Source organism: Streptomyces sp. Je 1-332 (assembly GCF_040730185.1).
Lineage (GTDB): Bacteria > Actinomycetota > Actinomycetes > Streptomycetales > Streptomycetaceae > Streptomyces.
In genome coordinates, this window is sequence record NZ_CP160402.1 from 4227611 (window position 1) to 4246675 (window position 19065).

The 19065-nt window shown below is 70.5% G+C and carries 16 protein-coding genes; 7 read left to right on the plus strand and 9 right to left on the minus strand.

The genetic code is table 11. The features are described from left to right. Positions 1-7 precede the first annotated feature (7 nt). From ABXJ52_RS19120 to ABXJ52_RS19135, 4 genes are all read right to left on the minus strand, one after another. Positions 8-574: a DinB family protein gene (locus tag ABXJ52_RS19120; RefSeq protein ID WP_367043808.1), complete on the minus strand. Its 567-nt coding sequence runs from the start codon at positions 572-574 to the stop codon at positions 8-10. Between the two features lie 122 nt (positions 575-696). Continuing rightward, positions 697-882 (minus strand): hypothetical protein, encoded by a 186-nt coding sequence (locus ABXJ52_RS19125; RefSeq protein WP_367043809.1) that lies wholly within the window; start codon positions 880-882, stop codon positions 697-699. A 210-nt stretch (positions 883-1092) separates the two neighbouring features. Next, positions 1093-2727 (minus strand): methionine--tRNA ligase, encoded by a 1635-nt coding sequence (gene metG, locus ABXJ52_RS19130; RefSeq protein WP_367043810.1) that lies wholly within the window; start codon positions 2725-2727, stop codon positions 1093-1095. Positions 2728-2807: 80 nt separating this feature from the next. Then, positions 2808-4427: a VWA domain-containing protein gene (locus ABXJ52_RS19135; protein ID WP_367043811.1), complete on the minus strand. Its 1620-nt coding sequence runs from the start codon at positions 4425-4427 to the stop codon at positions 2808-2810. A gap of 286 nt (positions 4428-4713) precedes the next feature. Between ABXJ52_RS19135 and ABXJ52_RS19140 the strand changes: the two genes are divergently transcribed. Then, positions 4714-6804 carry a PhoX family protein gene (locus ABXJ52_RS19140; RefSeq protein WP_367043812.1) on the plus strand — a complete coding sequence of 697 codons (2091 nt, stop codon included), beginning with the start codon at positions 4714-4716 and terminating at the stop codon, positions 6802-6804. Between the two features lie 85 nt (positions 6805-6889). Here the strand turns inward: ABXJ52_RS19140 and ABXJ52_RS19145 are convergent, their stop codons facing one another. Together ABXJ52_RS19145 and ABXJ52_RS19150 are read right to left on the minus strand one after the other, a co-directional pair. Next, complete coding sequence (locus tag ABXJ52_RS19145; RefSeq protein ID WP_367043813.1) at positions 6890-8050, minus strand: hypothetical protein; 1161 nt, start codon at positions 8048-8050, stop codon at positions 6890-6892. A gap of 233 nt (positions 8051-8283) precedes the next feature. Beyond that, positions 8284-9222 carry a LysR family transcriptional regulator gene (locus tag ABXJ52_RS19150; RefSeq protein WP_367043814.1) on the minus strand — a complete coding sequence of 313 codons (939 nt, stop codon included), beginning with the start codon at positions 9220-9222 and terminating at the stop codon, positions 8284-8286. Between the two features lie 220 nt (positions 9223-9442). On the opposite strand from ABXJ52_RS19150, the gene snpA reads away from it, so the two are divergent. Then, entirely contained in the window at positions 9443-10108 is a 666-nt protein-coding gene (gene snpA / locus ABXJ52_RS19155; protein ID WP_367043815.1) for a snapalysin, read from the plus strand. A 108-nt stretch (positions 10109-10216) separates the two neighbouring features. On the opposite strand, the gene ABXJ52_RS19160 is transcribed toward snpA, so the two are convergent. Beyond that, positions 10217-10609, minus strand: coding sequence for a hypothetical protein (locus ABXJ52_RS19160; protein ID WP_367043817.1), 393 nt, complete (start codon positions 10607-10609; stop codon positions 10217-10219). 121 nt (positions 10610-10730) lie between these two features. After that, entirely contained in the window at positions 10731-11174 is a 444-nt protein-coding gene (locus ABXJ52_RS19165) for an SH3 domain-containing protein (RefSeq protein ID WP_367043818.1), read from the minus strand. A gap of 155 nt (positions 11175-11329) precedes the next feature. On the opposite strand from ABXJ52_RS19165, the gene ABXJ52_RS19170 reads away from it, so the two are divergent. The 5 genes from ABXJ52_RS19170 to ABXJ52_RS19190 all read left to right on the plus strand — a co-directional run bounded on the left by ABXJ52_RS19170 (position 11330) and on the right by ABXJ52_RS19190 (position 17372). Next, a complete protein-coding gene (locus tag ABXJ52_RS19170) occupies positions 11330-12334 on the plus strand; it encodes an ATP-binding cassette domain-containing protein (protein WP_367049127.1) in 1005 nt (334 codons plus the stop codon). After that, on the plus strand, positions 12331-13182 hold the full coding sequence (locus tag ABXJ52_RS19175; protein ID WP_367043820.1) for an ABC transporter permease: 852 nt from the start codon (positions 12331-12333) through the stop codon (positions 13180-13182). The genes ABXJ52_RS19170 and ABXJ52_RS19175 overlap by 4 nt, the downstream gene beginning before the upstream one ends. Before the next feature lie 103 nt (positions 13183-13285). Then, on the plus strand, positions 13286-14176 hold the full coding sequence (locus ABXJ52_RS19180; protein WP_367043821.1) for a hypothetical protein: 891 nt from the start codon (positions 13286-13288) through the stop codon (positions 14174-14176). Between the two features lie 139 nt (positions 14177-14315). Beyond that, on the plus strand, positions 14316-15350 hold the full coding sequence (locus tag ABXJ52_RS19185; RefSeq protein ID WP_367043823.1) for an endonuclease/exonuclease/phosphatase family protein: 1035 nt from the start codon (positions 14316-14318) through the stop codon (positions 15348-15350). 54 nt (positions 15351-15404) lie between these two features. Next, positions 15405-17372 (plus strand): FUSC family protein, encoded by a 1968-nt coding sequence (locus ABXJ52_RS19190; RefSeq protein ID WP_367043824.1) that lies wholly within the window; start codon positions 15405-15407, stop codon positions 17370-17372. Between the two features lie 254 nt (positions 17373-17626). Here ABXJ52_RS19190 and ABXJ52_RS19195 read toward each other — a convergent pair whose 3' ends face one another. Continuing rightward, positions 17627-18973 (minus strand): SGNH/GDSL hydrolase family protein, encoded by a 1347-nt coding sequence (locus tag ABXJ52_RS19195; protein ID WP_367043825.1) that lies wholly within the window; start codon positions 18971-18973, stop codon positions 17627-17629. Positions 18974-19065 lie beyond the last annotated feature (92 nt).

A 19065-nucleotide genomic window follows, 5' to 3' on the forward strand; every position in this document is an offset into this window, starting at 1 on the left:
CCACCGCCTACCTTCCCGTCGCTCCATCGATCCGCTCCCTCAGCAGGTCCGCGTGGCCGTTGTGGCGCGCGTACTCCTCGATCATGTGGAGCAGGATCCTGCGGAGAGAGACTGGCTCCCCCGTGGATCTGCGGATCCCCGTCACGTCCAGCGACTCCGCCGCTTCCACGATCCGCCGCGAGCGCCCGCACTCCTCGTGCCACACCGCGAACGCCTCCCCGACGTCGCCGGCCAGGTCGTCGAAGTCCTGGTTCGGTTCGTCGTCGGAGTAGTACAGCAATGGGACGTTCTCACCGCTCAGTTGGGTGCGGAACCACCAGCGTTCCGCACCCGCCAGATGACGCACGAGGCCGTGCAGCGACATCCCGGAGGGCGGCACCGAGCGCTCGGACAGCTGCTCCTGCGTCAGGCCCTCGCACTTGAGCTCGAAGGTCGACCGGAGCCAGTCCAGCGAGGTCACCAGCGCCTCGCGCTCGCCGCCCGTGTCCGGCGGCGCCTCGCGGGTGTCGCCGCTCCAACGGGGCGCGTAGTGGAGGGGAGTTGGTGTGGGCGCGTCGCTGCCGGGATCCGTCATGCGCGGGAGTCTGGCACCTCGCACTGACAGTGGCCGTTCAGCTCGCGGGTGCCGTTGTTGGATTGCGTCGCCGGTGGCTTGCGACGCGCGCTGATTTCGCGCGGCTGGATGGTGGCGGGGGCTTAGACCGCCGGCGAGTGCGAGGCTGCCGCGGCTGTGGCCTCGGCCCACTCCGCTACGAGCTTCTCGTACTCAAGGTGTTGTTCGGGACGAAGATATCCGCCCGTCCGCAACCAGAGCGCGCGTATCTCCTCGTTCACCTCGGCCGCTGAGCGCGGCCTGTCGGGGGTGTCGGGAGTCGTGGTCATACAGTGAAGCGTACGTATGAAGATGTGAAGACGGCGTGAGTTCTGGTCGAATGTGATCGGTATCGCTATCGGACCCGCATGAATCAGCCAAGTTGGGCAAGAAGCAGGGGCCCGCGACGTGAATCGCGGGCCCCTGTGGGTCAGTTCAGGTCCGGGGTCATAGCCGGACAGTTCAGCCGATTACGAATGGTTGCGGCTGATTGCGACTGCTTACGACTGCTTCGGCTCCTCCAGGCGCGGGAACAGCACCGCACCCTTCGTGACCGTCGCGCCCACCGGCAGCTGGCCCCACGTACCCGCGTCCTGGACCTTCTGCTCGGCGAGCGCGCCCAGCGAGGCCTCCGCGCCGAGCGAGTCCCACAGCTTCTGCGAGGTCTCCGGCATGACGGAGTTGAGGAGGACGGCCACCGCGCGCAGCGACTCCGCCGCCGTGTAGAGGATCGTCGCCAGGCGGGCCTGGCCCTCCGGCGATTCGTCCTTGGCCACCTTCCACGGCTCCTGCTCCGTGATGTAGCCGTTGACCTGCTTGACGAAGGCGAAGACCGCCAGGATGCCGGCCTGGAAGTCCAGCTCCTCGCCGATCTTCGCGTCGGCCGTCGCGACGGCCTTGGCCAGACCTTCCTGGACGGCCTGCTCAGCCGCGCCGACCGCCGTCGCCTCGGGCAGCGCGCCGCCGAAGTACTTGCCGACCATGGCGGCCACGCGCGAGGCGAGGTTGCCGTAGTCGTTCGCGAGTTCGCTCGTGTAGCGGGCGGTGAAGTCCTCCCACGAGAACGAGCCGTCCTGGCCGAACGCGATGGCGCGCAGGAAGTACCAGCGGTACGCGTCGACACCGAAGTGCGAGGTGAGGTCCTGCGGCTTGATGCCCGTCAGGTTCGACTTCGACATCTTCTCGCCGCCGACCATCAGCCAGCCGTTCGCCGCGATACGGCCCGGCAGCGGCAGACCCTGCGCCATCAGCATCGCGGGCCAGATGACCGCGTGGAAGCGGAGGATGTCCTTGCCGACGAGGTGGACGTCGGCGGGGAAGGTTGACTTGAACTTTTCCTCGTCCGCGCCGTAGCCGACGGCCGTGGCGTAGTTCAGGAGGGCGTCGACCCAGACGTAGATGACGTGCTTGTCGTCCCACGGGACCTTGACGCCCCAGTCGAACGTCGAGCGCGAGATGGAGAGGTCCTGAAGGCCCTGCTTGACGAAGTTCACCACTTCGTTGCGGGCCGACTCGGGCTGGATGAAGTCCGGGTTCGCCTCGTAGTGGGCGAGGAGCTTCGGGCCGTACTCGCTCAGCTTGAAGAAGTAGTTCTCCTCCTTGAGGAGTTCCACCGGCTTCTTGTGGATCGGGCAGAGCTTCTGCCCCTCGAACTCGCCGCCGGCCTCGCCGTCGATGAGGTCGCCGGGGAGCTTGTACTCCTCGCAGCCCACGCAGTACGGGCCCTCGTAGCCGCCCTTGTAGATCTCGCCCTTGTCGAAGAGATCCTGGACGAACTCCTGGACGCGGTCGGTGTGACGCCTCTCCGTCGTGCGGATGAAGTCGTCGTTCGCGATGTTCAGGTGCTCCCAGAGAGGCCGCCAGGCCTCGTCCACGAGCTTGTCGCACCACGCCTGGGGCGTGACGTCGTTCGCCTCGGCAGTGCGCATGATCTTCTGACCGTGCTCGTCCGTGCCGGTGAGGTACCACACCTTCTCGCCGCGCTGACGGTGCCAGCGCGTGAGCACGTCCCCTGCAACGGTCGTGTAGGCGTGGCCCAGGTGAGGAGCGTCGTTTACGTAGTAGATGGGGGTCGAGACGTAGAACGCCTTCGCGTTCTCGCCCGCTCCCTGCTTCTCGGATCCAGTGGCCGCCATGGTCGAAATCCTAACGGCCCCGGAGCGGGCGATTCACCTCGATTCCAGGGGGTGGACCCCAGAGGGTCCACCCCTCGGGGTTACGGGCGCCAGGCCGCCAGCAGGCCCTCGTACAGCTCCGCGTCCGTGAGCTCGCGGGGGGTGGGGCCCGCGTGGAAGAAGGCGGCGTTCTCCGCCTTCAGCTTGCGGAGGTAGTCGAAGCCCTTCGCCTCGTGCTCGCCGAACGCGACGAACTGGAAGAAGAGGGGGTGCTTGGCCGCGTCCGCGAGGGCCTGGTTGGCGGGGCCCTTCGCGTCCGGGGGGCCGTCCGTCTGGAACACGACCAGGGCGGGGCTGCCCTTGTGGACCGACTTCTCGTAGTGGGACACGACCTCTTCGATCGCGGCGTGGTAGCTGGTGCGGCCCATGCGGCCCGCTGCCGCGTGCAGCTCGTCGATACGGCCCTCGTGCTGGGGGAGGGTGAGGGTGCCGGTGCCGTCGATCTCGGTCGAGAAGAGGACGACGTGGACGGTGGCTTCCGGGTCGGTGTGGGCCGCCAGGGCCAGGACCTGTTCGCCCAGGCTCTGGGCTGAGCCGTCCTTGTAGTACGAGCGCATGGAGCCGGAGCGGTCCAGTACGAGGTAGACGGGGGCGCGGACCCCCGTGAGCTCCCTCTTCTGGAGGGCTTCGGCTGCCGCCTTGTACGCGGCAGCGAGGGCTGGCTGCGCCAGGGCTTCGGCGGTCTCTTCCTCTCCCGCAGCTTCGGGCTCCGCCGGGGTGACGGGGGCTTCGGGTGCCGCCGCTTCCTCGGCCACCGGAGCTTCGGGCTCCGCCGGGGCTTCGGGTGCCGCCGGCTCCTCGGCGAGGGCGGCTTCCGGCTCCGCCTCGGCCACGTGTACTTCCGCCGCTTCATCGGCACCCGGCGTCAAGGGCTGTGCCCACCCGTCCCGCCCAGCGGGACGATTGCCCACAGCGGCGGCGTCGACATCCTCGGCCCCGGCTTCGGGCGTGGGCACAGCGGCGGCGTCGACATCCTCCGCCTCGGCTTCGGGCGTGGGCACAGCAGCGGCGGCCTTGTCGTCTTCCGCCTCGGCCTCGGGGCTCGTGGGGGTCGCCTGTTGTGGGCATTCGTCCCGCTGGGCGGGACGGGTGGGCACAACTGACGGTTCCGGTTCAGCGGCGTCGGCGACAACCGCGTCGGGGGCGACAACCTCGGGGGTCACGACCTCGGCTTCCGGGGCTTCAGCCTCGGGCGACGGAGCTTCAGCCTCGGGGGTCACGACCTCGGCCTCGGGGGCTTCAGCCTCGGCCTCGGGGGCTTCAGCCTCGGGCGACGGGGCTTCAGCCTCGGGCACAGAGGCTTCAGCCTCGGAGGCCGTGGGCTCGGGCTCCGGAGTGGAAGGGGCCGGGACCGAGACCCGGTCCCGGTCGAACGCCGCTGCGACGAGATCGTCCACCGCCGAAGGCGAAGGCTCGGACGACGGAGCCGGAACCGTCGCCTTCGGCTCGACCGCCGGAGGCACCCGCTCGGACGAGGGCGCCGGCACGGTCGCGGACGCGGACGCCGACGCGGCAGCCTCAGGAGCCCCCGAGGCATCGGAGGCATCGGAGGCGTCGGAGGCGTCGGAGGCCTCCGGGGGCGCCGCCTGAGGCTCCGGAGCCTGATCCCCCTTGCGTGACGACCGTCCGAACGCATTCCGCAGGACACTCAGAATGCCCATGGGTGCACCCCTTCGCGTGAGTTGATTCCCGATAACCCCTGGCCAGGGCGGACACGTAAGGTTAGCCGCCGCGACAGGCGATCTTGGTGAGGGTCACCCAAGCGTCACCCTCGCCACGCCCACGCAGCTCAACTGCCCTCTGTGCGCTCCCGGTTCACCTTCCGTTCACTCTCACGCCGTTGCCCTGCCGACCACCGCGCCTAGCGTCTCGGCGGAATCAAGCCACGCCAGGCACCCAGGCACACGCCAGACACCGCCCGGCACACGCCACACAACGGAGGAACCCGTGCGCAAGCTGCTGCCGATCATCACCTCGCACCAGGGGAGCGGCAACCGTTCCGCCCTGACCTGCCGGTTCCGTTGTGGTGACGCCTGCTTCCACGAGGTGCCCAACACCAGCGACAACGAGTACGTCGGCGACGTCATAGCGGGAGCCCTCAGCCGCCGCTCCATGATGCGGGCCGCCGCGGTCGTCACCGTGGCGACCGCCGCGGGCAGTGCCGTCGTCGCGGGCCCCGCCGCCCCGCAGGCGGCGGCCGCGCCCCAGAAACCGGAGTCGCACACAAGCAAAAAGGGGGCGCGCGGTCTCCGCTTCACGCCCGTCGCGCCCAACACCACCGACTCCGTGACGATCCCGGACGGTTACGCCCAGAACGTCGTCATCCGCTGGGGAGAGCCCATCCTCCGCGGCGCCCCCGCCTTCGACGCCGACCAGCAGACCGCGAAGGCGCAGGCCGGGCAGTTCGGCTACAACAACGACTTCCTCAGCCTCCTGCCGCTGCACCGCGAGCGCGGGCGTCAGGTCCTCGTGGCCAACCACGAGTACACCGACGAGGTCCTGATGTTCAAGGGATACGACGCCGCGAACCCCACCCGCGAGCAGGTCGAGATCGCCTGGGCCGCGCACGGCCTCTCCGTGGTGGTCGTCGAGGAGGAGCGCAGGAGCGGCAAGCTGTCCGCCGTAAGCCGCCACCAGCTCAACCGCCGCCTCACCGCCACCAGCGAGTTCCGGCTCACCGGGCCCGCCGCGGGCAGCAAGTACGTCCGTACGAAGGCCGACCCGCGCGGCACCAAGGTCCTCGGCACGCTCAACAACTGCGCGGGTGGCACCACCCCGTGGGGCACGACCCTGCACGGCGAGGAGAACTTCAACCAGTACTTCGCCAACGCCGAGAAGGTGACGGACCCGGCCGCCGCCGCGCGCCTCAAGCGCTACGGCGTCGTCGGCGCCGCGTCCGAGCGCAAGTGGGAGCGGTTCGACGACCGCTTCGACCTGGTCAAGGAGCCCAACGAGGCCAACCGCTTCGGCTGGGTCGTCGAACTCGACCCGTACGACCCCGAATCGACCCCGCGCAAGCGCACCGCGCTCGGCCGTTTCAAGCACGAGGCCGCGCAGCCGCGCCTCACGCACGACGGGCGCCCGGTGGTCTACATGGGCGACGACGAGAAGTTCGACTACTTCTACAAGTTCGTCAGCAGCAAGCGCGTCGACAAGGGGAAGTCGCGTGCCGCGCACGCGCACAACCTCACGCTCCTCGACGAGGGCACCCTGTACGTCGCCAAGCTCACGGGCGACTCCCCCGCCGGTGACATCGACGGCACCGGCAAGCTGCCCGCCGACGGCGAGTTCGACGGCAGCGGCGTCTGGATCCCGCTCGCCACCGCGGGCCCCAAGGGTCACGCCGTCTCGCACGTCGACGGCATGACCGCCGAAGAGGTGTACGTCTTCACGCGCCAGGCCGGTGACAAGGTCGGCGCCACGAAGATGGACCGCCCCGAGGACGTCGAGCCGTCGCCCCACACCGGCAAGGTGTACGTGGCGCTCACGAACAACTCCGACCGCGGCAAGGAGGGCAAGGCCGGTGCCGACGAGGCCAACCCGCGCAACCTCAACAAGCACGGGCAGGTCCTTGAGCTGACCGAGCGCCGCAACCGGGCCGAGTCGACGTCCTTCGCCTGGTCGCTCTTCCTGGTCGCGGGCGACCCCGAGGACCCGGCCACGTACTTCGCGGGCTTCCCGAAGGACAAGGTCAGCCCGATCTCCTGCCCGGACAACGTCGCCTTCGACCCGCACGGCAACCTGTGGCTCTCGACGGACGGCAACCAACTCGGCTCGCACGACGGCCTGTTCGGCGCCGCGGTCAAGGGCGAACGGCGCGGTGAGCTCAAGCAGTTCCTGACCATGCCGAAGGGCGCGGAGACCTGCGGACCGCTGATCCAGGACAACCGCGTGCTCGTCTCGGTGCAGCACCCGGGCGAGATCGACGGCGCGTCCGTCGAGAAGCCCGCGAGCGCGTGGCCCGACGGCCCCGGCAAGATCGTCCGTCCTTCGGTCGTGTCCGTGTGGCGCAAGGACGGCTGCGGCATCGGCGTCTGAGGTTCGTACGGTACGTACGTACGTACGCGATGGGGCACCCCGCGCCCGCGGGGTGCCCCATCGTCGTACCGCCGCTCGTGCGACGTCAGTTGTTCTGCTTGCGGCGGTACAGCGCGAAGCCGAGGCCTGCCGCGCCGAGCGCCGCCATGCCGCCGCCCGCCGCCATCAGCGGGGCGCTCTCACCGGCGGGGGTCATCCCCTCGGAGCCGGCCTTGACGCCGCCCTTCGGGACGACCTGGGAGGTGCCGTTCTTCTGCTGGGTGTGCGACTGGGTGTGCGGCTGGGGCTTCGGCTGCGGCTTCGGCGTCGCCTTGCCCTCGGTCCAGCCCTTCATGGTGCCGTCCGGGTTGAGCACGAAGTGCGCGCCGTTGTGCTGGCCGTACGCGGGCTTGTCGCCCGACTGCTTGAGGGTGTCCCAGACGGTCTTCTTGCCGGTGTCGGGGGCCTTGGCGATCATGTCGGCCTCGTAGCCGCTCTTGACCTTGTAGACCTTCGCGTCGAAGCCGGAGCCGCCGAGGTTCGTGTACTGGCGGACCAGGACGCGCTGGTGGTCGGGCTTGGGCTGCGGCTTCGGCGGGGTCGGCTTGCCGCCCGTCTTGGTGATGGTGCCGTCCGCGGTGAGCTTGAAGGTGCAGCCGTCGATCTTGGCGGTCGCGGGGTTGATGTAGGACTTCAGGGAGCCCTTGACGGCCTTGTGGAGGTAGATCTCCGCCTTGGCGCTGCGGGCGGACGCGTTCACGTCGACCTTCGCCGACCAGCCGTTCCCGAGGTCGGTGGTGCCCTTGGAGACCCAGCCCCCGGGGACGGGCTTGTCCTTGTCCTTGTTCACGAGCTTGGCGGTGACCTGGCCGTCGGGCGTCAGGGTGAAGGTGTTGCCGTCGATGGTGGTGCTCGCGGACTTCTCGTACGCGGTCAGGGAGCCCTTGGCGGCGCCGTCGAGGGAGATCGCCGCCTTGGCGGTGCGTGCGGACGCGTTGACCTCGACCTTCGCGGACCAGCCCTTGCCGAGGTCGACCGTGCCCTTGGACTCCCAGCTGCCCGGCTTCGGCGTCTCGTCGTCCTTCTTCTCGTCCTGGTCCTTCTTCTGATCCTGGTCCGTGGCGCCGTTCTCGTCACCCGGGGCGACCTGGCCCTGCGGGTTCGACGGGGCGTCGGCTGCGAAGGACGCTGTCGTCGGGACGGCGAGAGCGGCGATCGCTCCGGTGGCGACGGCGGCGGTGCGGAAGGTACGGCGGGTGGCGCGCATAGCGGATCCCTTGTGACTGGTCGGTCGAACTGTCCGTCTTTGTGCCTGTTTGCGGCGGCGACAGACATGAAGCTACGGGCGCCGTGTGTGCGTCATCCGTAGAGAACGTAACAATCAGCCGCATACGGTGATGCATTGCCGTGAAACAGGCAAAAGTGCAGGTCAGGCGGGGTGAGGCCGAAGGTCACCGGTTCTCCGGGACCTAGGTCACGCCGTCTTCTCCGGGGCCTGGCTCACGCCGCCTTCGCGCGCCCCGCGAGCCACTCCCCGTAAGCGGGCGACTGGCGCGCCGCCTCCCAGTACGAGGCCTCCAGGTCTCCGTACACCGCGTCGAGCTCCCCCTCCGTACGGGCCGCCACGAGCAGCCGCACGCCGAGCGGGTCGCCGTGCAGCGGCCTGACCGCCATGTCGGGTCTCGCGTGCGAGGTCGGCTGGCAGACCGTGACGACCTCGCCGGTGGCGACGAGGGAGGACGCGGTGAGGTAGTCGCCGTGCAGGACACGGGGGTTGAGCCCGGCCGCCCGCAGGACCCTGAGCAGTCCATCCCACTCGCCGTCCACCGTCGGGTCCACCATCCACCGGTCGGCGGCCAGATCGGTGAGGCGTACGACGGGCTGCGCCGCCGCCGGGTGGTCGGCGGCGAGGAAGACGAACTGCGGCTCACGGTCCACCAGTACGCGCCGCCGCAGCCCCTCCGGCATCCGCAGCGGGCTGCCCTCCACCTCGTGCACGAAGGCCACGTCGAGCTGCCCGCCCGCGACCATCCGCAGCAGCGCGTTAGCGGAGACGTCCATCTGGAGCGAGGTCTCGGTGCCGGGCAGCCGCAGTCGCAGCCTGCGCAGCCAGCCCGGTATGGCACGGCTCGCCGTGGAGCCGATGCGCAGCTGCGGGCCCTCGGACGCGCGGGCGGCGGCCGCCTTGGTCTCGTTGACCAGCGCGCGCATCTCACTGACGAGGGGGCGGGCGCGGCTGAGGGCGACGCGGCCGAGCGGGGTCAGCCGGCAGCCGGTGCGTTCGCGGGCGAAGAGCTGGCCGCCGATCTCCTGCTCGATGCGGCGCAGTTGTGTCGTCAACGACGGCTGGCTCATGCCGAGTTGGCGCGCCGCCTTGTGCAGGCTGCCGGTGTCGGCGATGGCGCACAGCGCGCGGAGGTGTCTCACCTCGAGCTCCATGGCTGTGAGCGTAGAGCGGCGGCGGGCGCCGCACCAGACTCACAAATCCCACGGGAACCACCTGAGTTGGGCGCCGTCGGGACTCGCCGTGAAGTTGGCGAAGGGCGGGCGATAGTCCGGCGCTATCGCCACTTGCCATCATCCCCAGACGCCCCTGGCTCCCCGACACTCCCGGTACCGAACCGTTCACCTTTCACAGAACGAGTAGGGAGCCCCCCACATGAACAAGCGTTACCTGTCCGCCGCAGCCGTCCTCGGCCTCACCGCCGCCGGCCTCGGCACGACATCGGCGACGGCCGCGACCCCCACCGCGCCGTCCACCACTGCCGCGTACGCCAACTACGCGGGCTCCGGTGAGGAAGCCGCCGCCAACAAGGCGTTCTTCGAGGCCGTCCTGAAGTCGGTCGCCGAGAAGCGCGCGGCCAACCCGGGCGCGAAGCAGGTCACGGTGGTGTACGACGCCTCCGGCGCACCGACCTTCGCGCAGCAGATAGCCAGCAGCACCTCCATCTGGAACAGCGCGGTGTCCAATGTGAAGCTCCAGGAGGGGAGTGGCGGTGCGAACTTCGAGTACCGCGAGGGGAACGACCCGCGTGGCTCGTACGCGAGCACGGACGGCCACGGCAGCGGGTACATCTTCCTGGACTACGCGCAGAACCAGCAGTACGACTCGACGCGTGTGACGACGCACGAGACGGGTCACGTCCTCGGCCTTCCCGACCACTACGAGGGCCCGTGCAGTGAGTTGATGTCCGGAGGCGGACCGGGCCCGTCGTGCACCAACTCGCAGCCCGACGCCAACGAGCGTTCCAGGGTCGACCAGTTGTGGGCCAACGGTCTCGCGAAGGCGCTGGACAAGCTGGACAGAATGGAGAAGGTCGGCTGACCTTCCGCTCCACGCACTGTGCCCCTCGGCGTCGCTCGACGCCGAGGGGCACAGTGTCGTGAAGGGGGCAGCCGCGTACGGAGGGTCAGTGGCGCCCGGGGCGGGAATCTACTCGTGCGTGTAGTACCGGTAGAACATCATCGCGAGGACGCCGCCCGCCACGCCGAGCGACATGAACACGGACCGCAGGATCGTCGCGTCGGTCAGGCTGTAGAGATAGCCGAACGCGATACCGGCGAAGGCCGCCCAGGCCGCCGCCCGCAGCTCGCGCGGCAGCCGCGGTGCGATGGTGCGCAGCCCCATGAACACCGCGCCGGCGACGATTCCCGCCACGATGCCGAGCAGTACGTTCCCGGTGGTGATGGGGCCCGCGTCCCGCGCGATGCCCGCCGCCCAGATGCCGTAGACGACGGTGAGGAGCGCGGCGGCCGTCGCGGCTCTGGAGGTCGCGGAGCCGCCGAGTACGCGCGGTCCTGCCGAAGTGGATGCCACGTGAGCCATGACGGGTTCCTCCAGACAGTCCGGAATCAGCCGGAATCAGCCGCCCCCGGGGGGACGGTGCAGCACACCCGCCCCACCATCCAGGGCACACCCACCGGCGCCGCCCGGCAACTCGGCGGCCTCAGCGGTAGCGGTTGTAGCCGCCCTGGCACGTGTCCCAGCACGGCTTGTACTCCTGGCACGGGTCCGACTTGGCGCAGCTCGGCACGTGCTGTCCGCCGGTGTCCACGTAGGCGGCGCTGGCCCAGCCCTGCACCCCGCCCAGCCAGTACCACGTCGTGTCGCCCCAGACGCTGGAGCCGCGTGTCTGGCACTCGACGCGGTCCTGGCTCTCCGCGGGCAGCTTCGCGACGATCGAGGCGCTGGTGGAGGGCGCGTCCCGGATCTTCAGGTCGACGGGGGCGGTGATCGTCCCCCAGACCACATCGTGGGTGTTGTGCGTGGGTGGCGCGGTGGCGGATGCTGGTGATGCACCTCCGAGGGACAGCGCGCCCGCGGTCAGGAGCGCGGTGACGAGAGTTCCCAGGGCGGCCGGAGTGGCCCTCAGGGCCGGAGTGGTCCGCATGTTCGACCTCCTCTTTCCCCCCGTCCCCCCACCCCTCTTCCCTCCTCCAGCAAACACCCGTTCGGTCTAAGGCTCCACCGGACGATGAGTTTGCGCCGCGGCGAGGGTCTGCCCTCGTGACGGACGACGACCGATCGGGAGAGGGCGTACACGACATGAACAGCGTGGCCATCGAGACCGCGGGGCTGGTGAAGACCTTCGGTGACAACCGCGCCGTCGACGGCGTGGACCTCACCATCCCGGCCGGCACGGTCTACGGCCTGCTCGGGCCGAACGGCGCGGGCAAGACCACCACCGTGAAGATGCTCGCCACCCTGCTGCGCCCGGACGGCGGCGACGCCCACGTCTTCGGTCACGACGTCGTGCGCGAGGCCGACGCCGTACGCAGCAGGGTCAGCCTCACCGGGCAGTACGCGTCGGTGGACGAGGACCTGACGGGCACCGAGAACCTCGTGCTCCTCGCCCGCCTCACCGGACACGGCAAGAAGGCGGCGTACGACAGGGCGGCGCAGCTCCTGGACGCCTTCGGCCTGAGCGACGCGGCCACCCGCCAGGTGAAGCAGTACTCCGGCGGCATGCGCCGCCGCATCGACATCGCGGCGTCCATCCTCAACACCCCCGACCTGCTCTTCCTCGACGAGCCGACGACGGGCCTCGACCCCCGCAGCCGCAACCAGGTCTGGGACATCGTCAGGGCGGTCGTCGCGCACGGCACGACGGTCCTGCTGACCACGCAGTATCTGGACGAGGCCGACCACCTCGCCTCCCGCATCGCCGTCATCGACGACGGCAGGGTCATCGCCGAGGGCACCAAGGGCGACCTGAAGGCGTCGGTCGGCGCCGGCTCGGTGCACGTCAGGCTCCGGGACCCGGAGCAGCGCGACGACGCCGCGCGGGCGCTGCGCACCGCGCTCGACGCGGAGGTCCAGCTGGAACCGGACCCGGTCGCCCTCACCGCCCGCGTCGGCAACGGCGGGGCGAACGGCTCGGGCGCCGCGGAGAAGGCGTCCCGCGCCCTGGCCGAACTGGCCCGCGCGGGGATCATCGTGGACAACTTCTCCCTCGGCCAGCCCAGCCTGGACGAGGTGTTCCTCGCCCTCACCGGCACCCCCCATCACGCGACGGACATGGCGGAGAAAGAGAAAGAGGCACAGGCATGAGCACCGCGACCACCACATCCGAGGCCCAGGACCTGGCGCCCGTCAGCACCGAGTCCCTCGCCGAACTGCTCATCGCCGGCGAGCGGCCGGCGCGCCCCAGCGCGTTCTCCGCGTCCCTGACGTTCGGCTGGCGCGCCATGCTCAAGATCAAGCATGTGCCGGAGCAGCTCTTCGACGTGACGGCGTTCCCGATCATGATGGTGCTGATGTACACGTACCTCTTCGGCGGCGCGCTCGCCGGATCGCCGGGCGAGTACATCCAGTACCTGCTGCCGGGCATCCTCGTGATGTCCGTCGTCATGATCACGATGTACACGGGCGTCTCGGTGAACATCGACATCGAGAAGGGCGTCTTCGACCGCTTCCGTACGCTGCCGATCTGGCGCCCGTCGGTGATGGTCGGCTACCTCCTGGGCGACGCCCTGCGCTACGCGATCGCCTCCCTGGTCATGCTGGCCGTCGGCATGATCATCGGCTTCCGCCCGGACGGCGGCGTCCTCGGCGTAGTGGCCGGGGTGCTCCTGCTCCTGGTCTTCTCCTTCGCCTTCTCGTGGGTGTGGACGATGTTCGGCCTGCTGCTGCGCACGGAGAAGTCGGTGATGGGCGTCAGCATGATGGTGCTCTTCCCGCTGACGTTCCTCAGTGACATCTTCGTGAAGCCCGAGACGATGCCGGGCTGGCTGCAGGCCTTCGTGAACAACAACCCGATCACCCATGTCGCGTCCGCCGTCCGCGATCTGATGGCGGGTACGTCACCGGGCTCGTCGCTCATGTGGGCGCTCGGCTGGGCGGTGCTGCTCGTCGCGGTCTTCGGCCCGGTGACGATGCGGCTCTACAACCGCAAGTAGCGAGGCGGCTCTACAACCGCAAGTAGGAGTTTCTTGCCCCGTATGCACTCGTCCCGGTCGCGCCAGGCGTGACCGGGACGTCGAACGGCGTCTCCTGGGAGACGTGTTCAGACGCCCGCTGTCCGCCGTCCTCCTCGTCGTCGCCGTACTCCTGGTGCCGCTCGGCGCGCTCTCCACCTGGGCGAAGTACGAGATCGAGGACGCCGACGCGTACGTCGCCACGATGGCGCCGCTCGCCTCCGACCCCGACGTACGGGACGCGGTGGCCGGGGCGGTCACCGACTCGGTGATGAAGGAGATCGACGTCGGCCCGTTACAGGGCACCGTCGAGTCGTTCGTACGGGACGCGGTGGGTTCCTTCACCGAGACGAAGGCGTTCAAGACGGCCTGGAACGCGGCGAACCGCGCCGCGCACGACGCGGTGCAGGACGCGCTCCGCGACCGGTCCGACGGTGGCGCGGTCACCATCGACCTGGCGCCGATCACCGAACAGGTCAAGCGTCAACTGGGCGCGGACGGCGTGCCGTTCGCGGACCGCATCCCCGTCACGCACACCGAGGTGACCCTCATGGAGTCCTCGGACCTCGGTCCCTTCGGGAAGGGTTTCCACATGCTCCAGGTGGCGGGCCTCTGGCTCCCGGTCGCGGCGGTACTCCTCGCGGTGGCGGGCATCTCCCTGGCGGTGCACCGCCGCCGCGCGGTCATCCGCACGGCGCTGGGCGCGGCCCTCGGCGGGGCGGTCCTCGGCGTCGCGGTCATGGTGGGCCGAGGGCTGACCCTGGACGACCTGCCGAAGGACGTCTCCCGCCCTGCCGCGGAGGCGGTGTACGACGCGTTGACGCTCACGCTGAGTGTGGCGGGGTGGGTGATTCTGGGGGTGGGGCTGTGCGTTGCGCTTGCCGCGGCGTTGCTTCGGCGCCGTCCATCACCGGCTCCGCCGAGTTCGTCCTCAATCGCCGGACGGGCTGGAAATTCCAGCCCGTCCGGCGATTGAGGACATCTTGTACGGGGGGCCAGGGGGCGGAGCCCTCTGGTCTCGGGAAGGGGCGGGATGGGGGAAACGCAACCCTCTCCCCACCTCCAGCCGTCTCTCAGGGAGGATTCGAGATCCCATCAGACGGAGAGGCCGGTCCTTGGACAGCGCAACGGCAGCTGAGACAGTCCCGCAAGGGGACTGGCCAGAGCCGCAGGCATGGCAACGGCGCCCCCGGCACCGCCCCTCCGCCTGGCTTGCGGCCCTCCTCCTGGCCGGCGTCAGCACCATCCTCGGCTTCCGGATCGCCGACTCCGACGGCCCCACCCCCGTACCGCAGATCCTCGCCTTCCTGCCCTGGCTCCTCGCCCCCACCGTCGCCGGACTGCTGCTCGCGGCGCTCGCACGCTGGCGCGTCGGTCTCGTCTGGGGCGTCGTCGCGCTCGGCGGCGTCGCCTGGTTCATGGAGCCGTACGGCAAGACGGACGACCCGGAAGGGCCCGCCGTCGCCGAGCTCCGCGTCATGGCGTCGAACGTCGAGTTCGGCCAGGGCACCCCCGGCCTGCTCAAGGCCGTCCGCGAGGAGAAACCCGACCTCCTCTTCGTCCCCGAGTGCGACTACACCTGCTCGGACACCCTGCGCGACGAACTGCCCCGCTCCGACTACCCCTACCGCACCGCGAGCGAGGCGAGCGGCGCCGAAGGCTCGGTGATCGTCAGCAAGCTGCCCCTGAAGAAGGCGAGCGGCCTCGCGGGCACCCTCGGCATGCCCGGCGCGGTGGCCGAGCTGAAGAGCGGCCACCAGGTCCGCGTCCAGCTCGCCCACCCCATGCCGCCGCTGCCCAAGCAGCTCGGCACCTGGCGCACCGAACTCGCCGAACTGCGCGACTACGCCGCCGAGGGCAGGCGCGCGAACCGGTCCACCATCATCGCGGGCGACTTCAACGCCACCCAGGACCACGCGGCCTTCCGCGACATCCTGGACACCGGCGGTGTACGCGACGCCGCCCACCTCGCCGGATCCGCCCGCGCGCCGAGCTGGCCCGCCGACCTGATGTCACCGCTCGGCACCCAGATCGACCACGTCCTCGTCACCCCGGACTTCGCGGCCCACGATGCCCGCTTCCTGGACATCGGCGGCACGGACCACCGGACCCTGGTGGTGGACCTGACGCTGCACGGCCAGCAGCGGTAGAACGCAGGTCAGGCAGCCGGGCGCAGCGGCAACGGGCGTAGTGATAATGGCCGCATGCGCCCCCGCGAGTCACCCGCACCACCGGGCCCTCTGAGCGCCCTCGCCCCACCTCCCTGGCTGGTCAGGACCCTCAAGCCGCAGGCGGCGCCGATCCCGTGGGCCGCGGTGGCGCGCGCGTCCGTCGCCATGGCGCTGCCCCTCCTCATCGGCCTCGCGGCGGGACAGCCCGCGTACGGGGCGCTGGCGTCCATGGGCGCGCTGTCCGGCGTCATCGGCGACACCGCCGACGCGTACCGCATGCGGATCTTCAACATCGCCGTGCCGCAGCTGTTCGGCGCGCTCGGCGTGACCATCGGCTCGCTCGTCTTCGGCCACGGCTGGGTCGCGGTCGGCGTGGTCACCTTCGTGGCGCTGGTCTCCGGGATGATGTCCACGATCGGCGCCGTGGCGTCCGTGTCAGGGCTGCTCCTGCTGCTCAACTCCGTGGTGGGGGCCGGGCTTCCGATGCCGGGGCAATGGTGGCTGGCCCCCGCCCTCATGACGGGCGGCGGCCTCCTGGTCCTCACCCTCGCGCTGCTCGCCTGGCCGCTGAGATCCGGCATCCCGGAGCGGGCGGCCGTCGCGGCGACCTACCGCAGCGTGGCGGCGCTGCTCGAAGCGGCGGGCACCGAGCGGTACGACGAGGCGCGCGCCGCGGTGACGACCTCGCTCAACCAGTCGTACGACCTGGTCCTCGCCCGGCGCACCCGCGCGCACGGCCGCAACCCGGACCTCGTCCGCCTGGTGGCCCAGCTGAACGCGATCACGCCGGTCGTCGAGGCCGCGCCCGCCGCGCACCAGTGCGGGGTCCCGATGCCGCCGCAGTACCCCGCGGAGGTGCGGCGGCTCGCGGAAGCGGTGGCGGCGCCGGGGGAGACTCCGGTCCCCGAACCCGACCTCCCCGCCCCACCGGACCCGTCGGCCGACGCGGTCGACCATGCCCTGCGGCACGTGGCGGAACTCCTCAACGACTCCGACCCGCACGGCGCCGTCAACGTCGACGACCGCCTCGGCCGCCCCGCGGCCCTGCGCGTGCGGGCCCGCAGGGCGACCCGCAACGTCCTGCTGTCCAGCACGTCCTGGCGCTACGGCCTGCGCCTCGCGCTCTGCATCGGCATCGCGCAATCCCTGGTGTCCCTGATCGACGTGCCCCGCTCGTACTGGGTGGCGCTCACCGTCACGTTCGTCCTCAAGCCCGACTTCGGCTCGGTGTTCTCACGGGCGGTGCTGCGGGCGCTGGGTACGGCGGCGGGCCTGGTCGTGGCGGCGGCGGTCCTGTCGGAGGTGCCGCGCGGCTGGTGGGACGTGCCGGTGATGTTCGTCCTCGCGGCCCTGATCCCGGCGCTCACGACGCGGGGCTACGGCTTCCAGACGGCCGCGATCACCCCGGTGATCCTGCTCCTGTCGGACGTCCTGAACCACCAGGGCTTCGGGCTCGTCGTGCCGCGCCTCGTGGACAGCCTGATCGGCTGCGCAATCTCGCTGGTCGCGGGGTACTTGCTGTGGCCGGAGAGCTGGCACACGCGGATCGGCGACCGACTCGCGGACACGGTGGCCGACACGGCGTCGTACGTCGAGAGCGCGTTCGGCACGGCGGTGGACGTGGCCGAGCGGGCCCGCATGCGGCGCGGCCTGTACCGCGACCTCTCCGTCATCCGCACGGAGTTCCAGCGCGCCCTGACGGAACCGCCCCCGATGGGGGCGCGGGCCGCGGCGTGGTGGCCGCTGGTGATCGCCGTCGAACGCATCGTGGACGCGACGACCGCTGCGCGGGTGCGGATCCGCCATGGGGCGGGGGAGCCGAGCCTGACGGAGGTGGGGGAGGTGGCTCGCCAACTTCGGGAGTTGGCGGAGGGTTTGCGGGGGTCGGAGACGCTGGAGGAGGTCCCTGCGGAGTTCTCCGGGCCCCAGGACAGCGTCCTGGAGCCACTCCGCCAGGAGGTGGTCGCTGCGAGGGCGATCGCGTCGCCGGGGAGGGGGTGAGGGTTCAGGCGTTCCCTGCGGGGCTCTCCCCAATCCCGCCCCTTCCCGGCTGTATCTATTGGCGGCTCCGCCGCGCAGGGGGCTCCGCCCCAGACCCCGCTCCTCAAACGCCGGAGGGGCTGGAAGATTTCCCCGGGCCGGGGGTGAATCTTCAGCCCGTCCGGCGTTTGAGGACGAACTCGGCGGAGCCGGTGATGACGGCCACCAAGGCTCTCGCGCCGGAGCGAGTTTTCGGGAAGGGGCGGGGTTGGGGACTAAAGCTGTTCGAGGTCCACCGCGCGGGCCATCGCCCGATACCCCGCATCGTTCGGATGCAGATGGTCGCCACTGTCGTACTCAGGGGCCATCCGCTCCCCGTCGGCGGAATCCGCCAGAGCCCGGTCGAAGTCCACGTACGCGTCGTACTCCCCAGACGTCCGCACCCACTCGTTGAACTCATCGCTCACCTTCGCCGCCCGCTCCCCGTAGTGATCAGAACCCCCCAGCGGCAGCAACGTCGCGCCCACCACCCGCACGCCCTTCTCTTTCGCGGCCCGGATCAACTCGCGGTGGCCCGCGATGAGTTCAGCCGCGCTCACCTCCGGCGCGGGCTTGTAGGTGGGCGTATCGCTCTCGCTGAAGCCGATGTCGTTCAGGCCCTCCAGGACGACGACCGTCCCCACCCCCGGCAGATCCAACGCGTCCCGCCCGAAGCGGGCCGTCCCCCGCTCCCCGTACCAGGCGGAGTCGTTGAGGACGAGGTTGCCGCCGATACCGGCGTTCAGGACCGGCCGGGGCGTCCCCGCCTCGGCGAGCCGCTCGGCGAGGGCGTCGGACCAGCGGCGGTCGAGGTCGGTGGAGGAGGCGAAGCCGTCGGTGGTGGAGTCTCCGAAGAGCACGACGCCTCCGCTCCGGCGCGGCTTCTCACCAGTACCGCCCCCCGCGACATCCACCCCCGACAGGAAGTACCAGGACTCCGTCGACTCGTCGAACGCCCCGGCTCCGGCGTCCGCCACATGATTCCCGTCCGCCCGGTAACTCGTCGCGAACGACTGCGCGTGGAACGTGGCGGGCCCCGTCGTGCGGGCCAGATGCAGGGTGACCGTCACCGACTCGAAGGGCTTGAGGTCCAAGCCCGCCTGGTCGCTGGAGAGTTGGCCGTGCGCCGGGATCGCCACCGACCTCCTCCCCTCGAAGGTGAGGCGCCGCACCGAGCCGCTCTCGACCGCTGCCCCGCCCCCCTTCTTCGTCCGCGCGATGGTCGCCCCCGCTATGTGCAGCGGCGACGTGCCGTACGCGTTGGAGAGCCGGATGCGGGCTCTGTCGCCGCCCTCGGTGACGCGGACGACCTGGCGCAGGGTCTGGCCGGAGAAGCCGTCCTCCGACCAGTTGGGCTTGAAGCCGGTGCTGGCACGCTGCGGCGACGCGGCCCAGGCGGCGGTCCAGGCGGAGCCTTGCGAGGACTCCGACGAATCCGACGGCCCCGTCGACCCCGACGGCCCCGACGATCCCGACGGCTTCGAGCCCGAGGCGTGGGCCCCCGTGACGGTGAGACCGAGACCGGCCGTCAGGGCGAGCGCGGCGGTGGCGGCGAGAACGGAGGTGCGAGTACGCGAGAACACAGGGGTCTCCCGGGAGTTGGAGGAAGCGGTGCATGCCCCGGAGGGGGACTCCTCCAAGATCCGCCCCCACCGCCCCCCGATCAACGGCGATC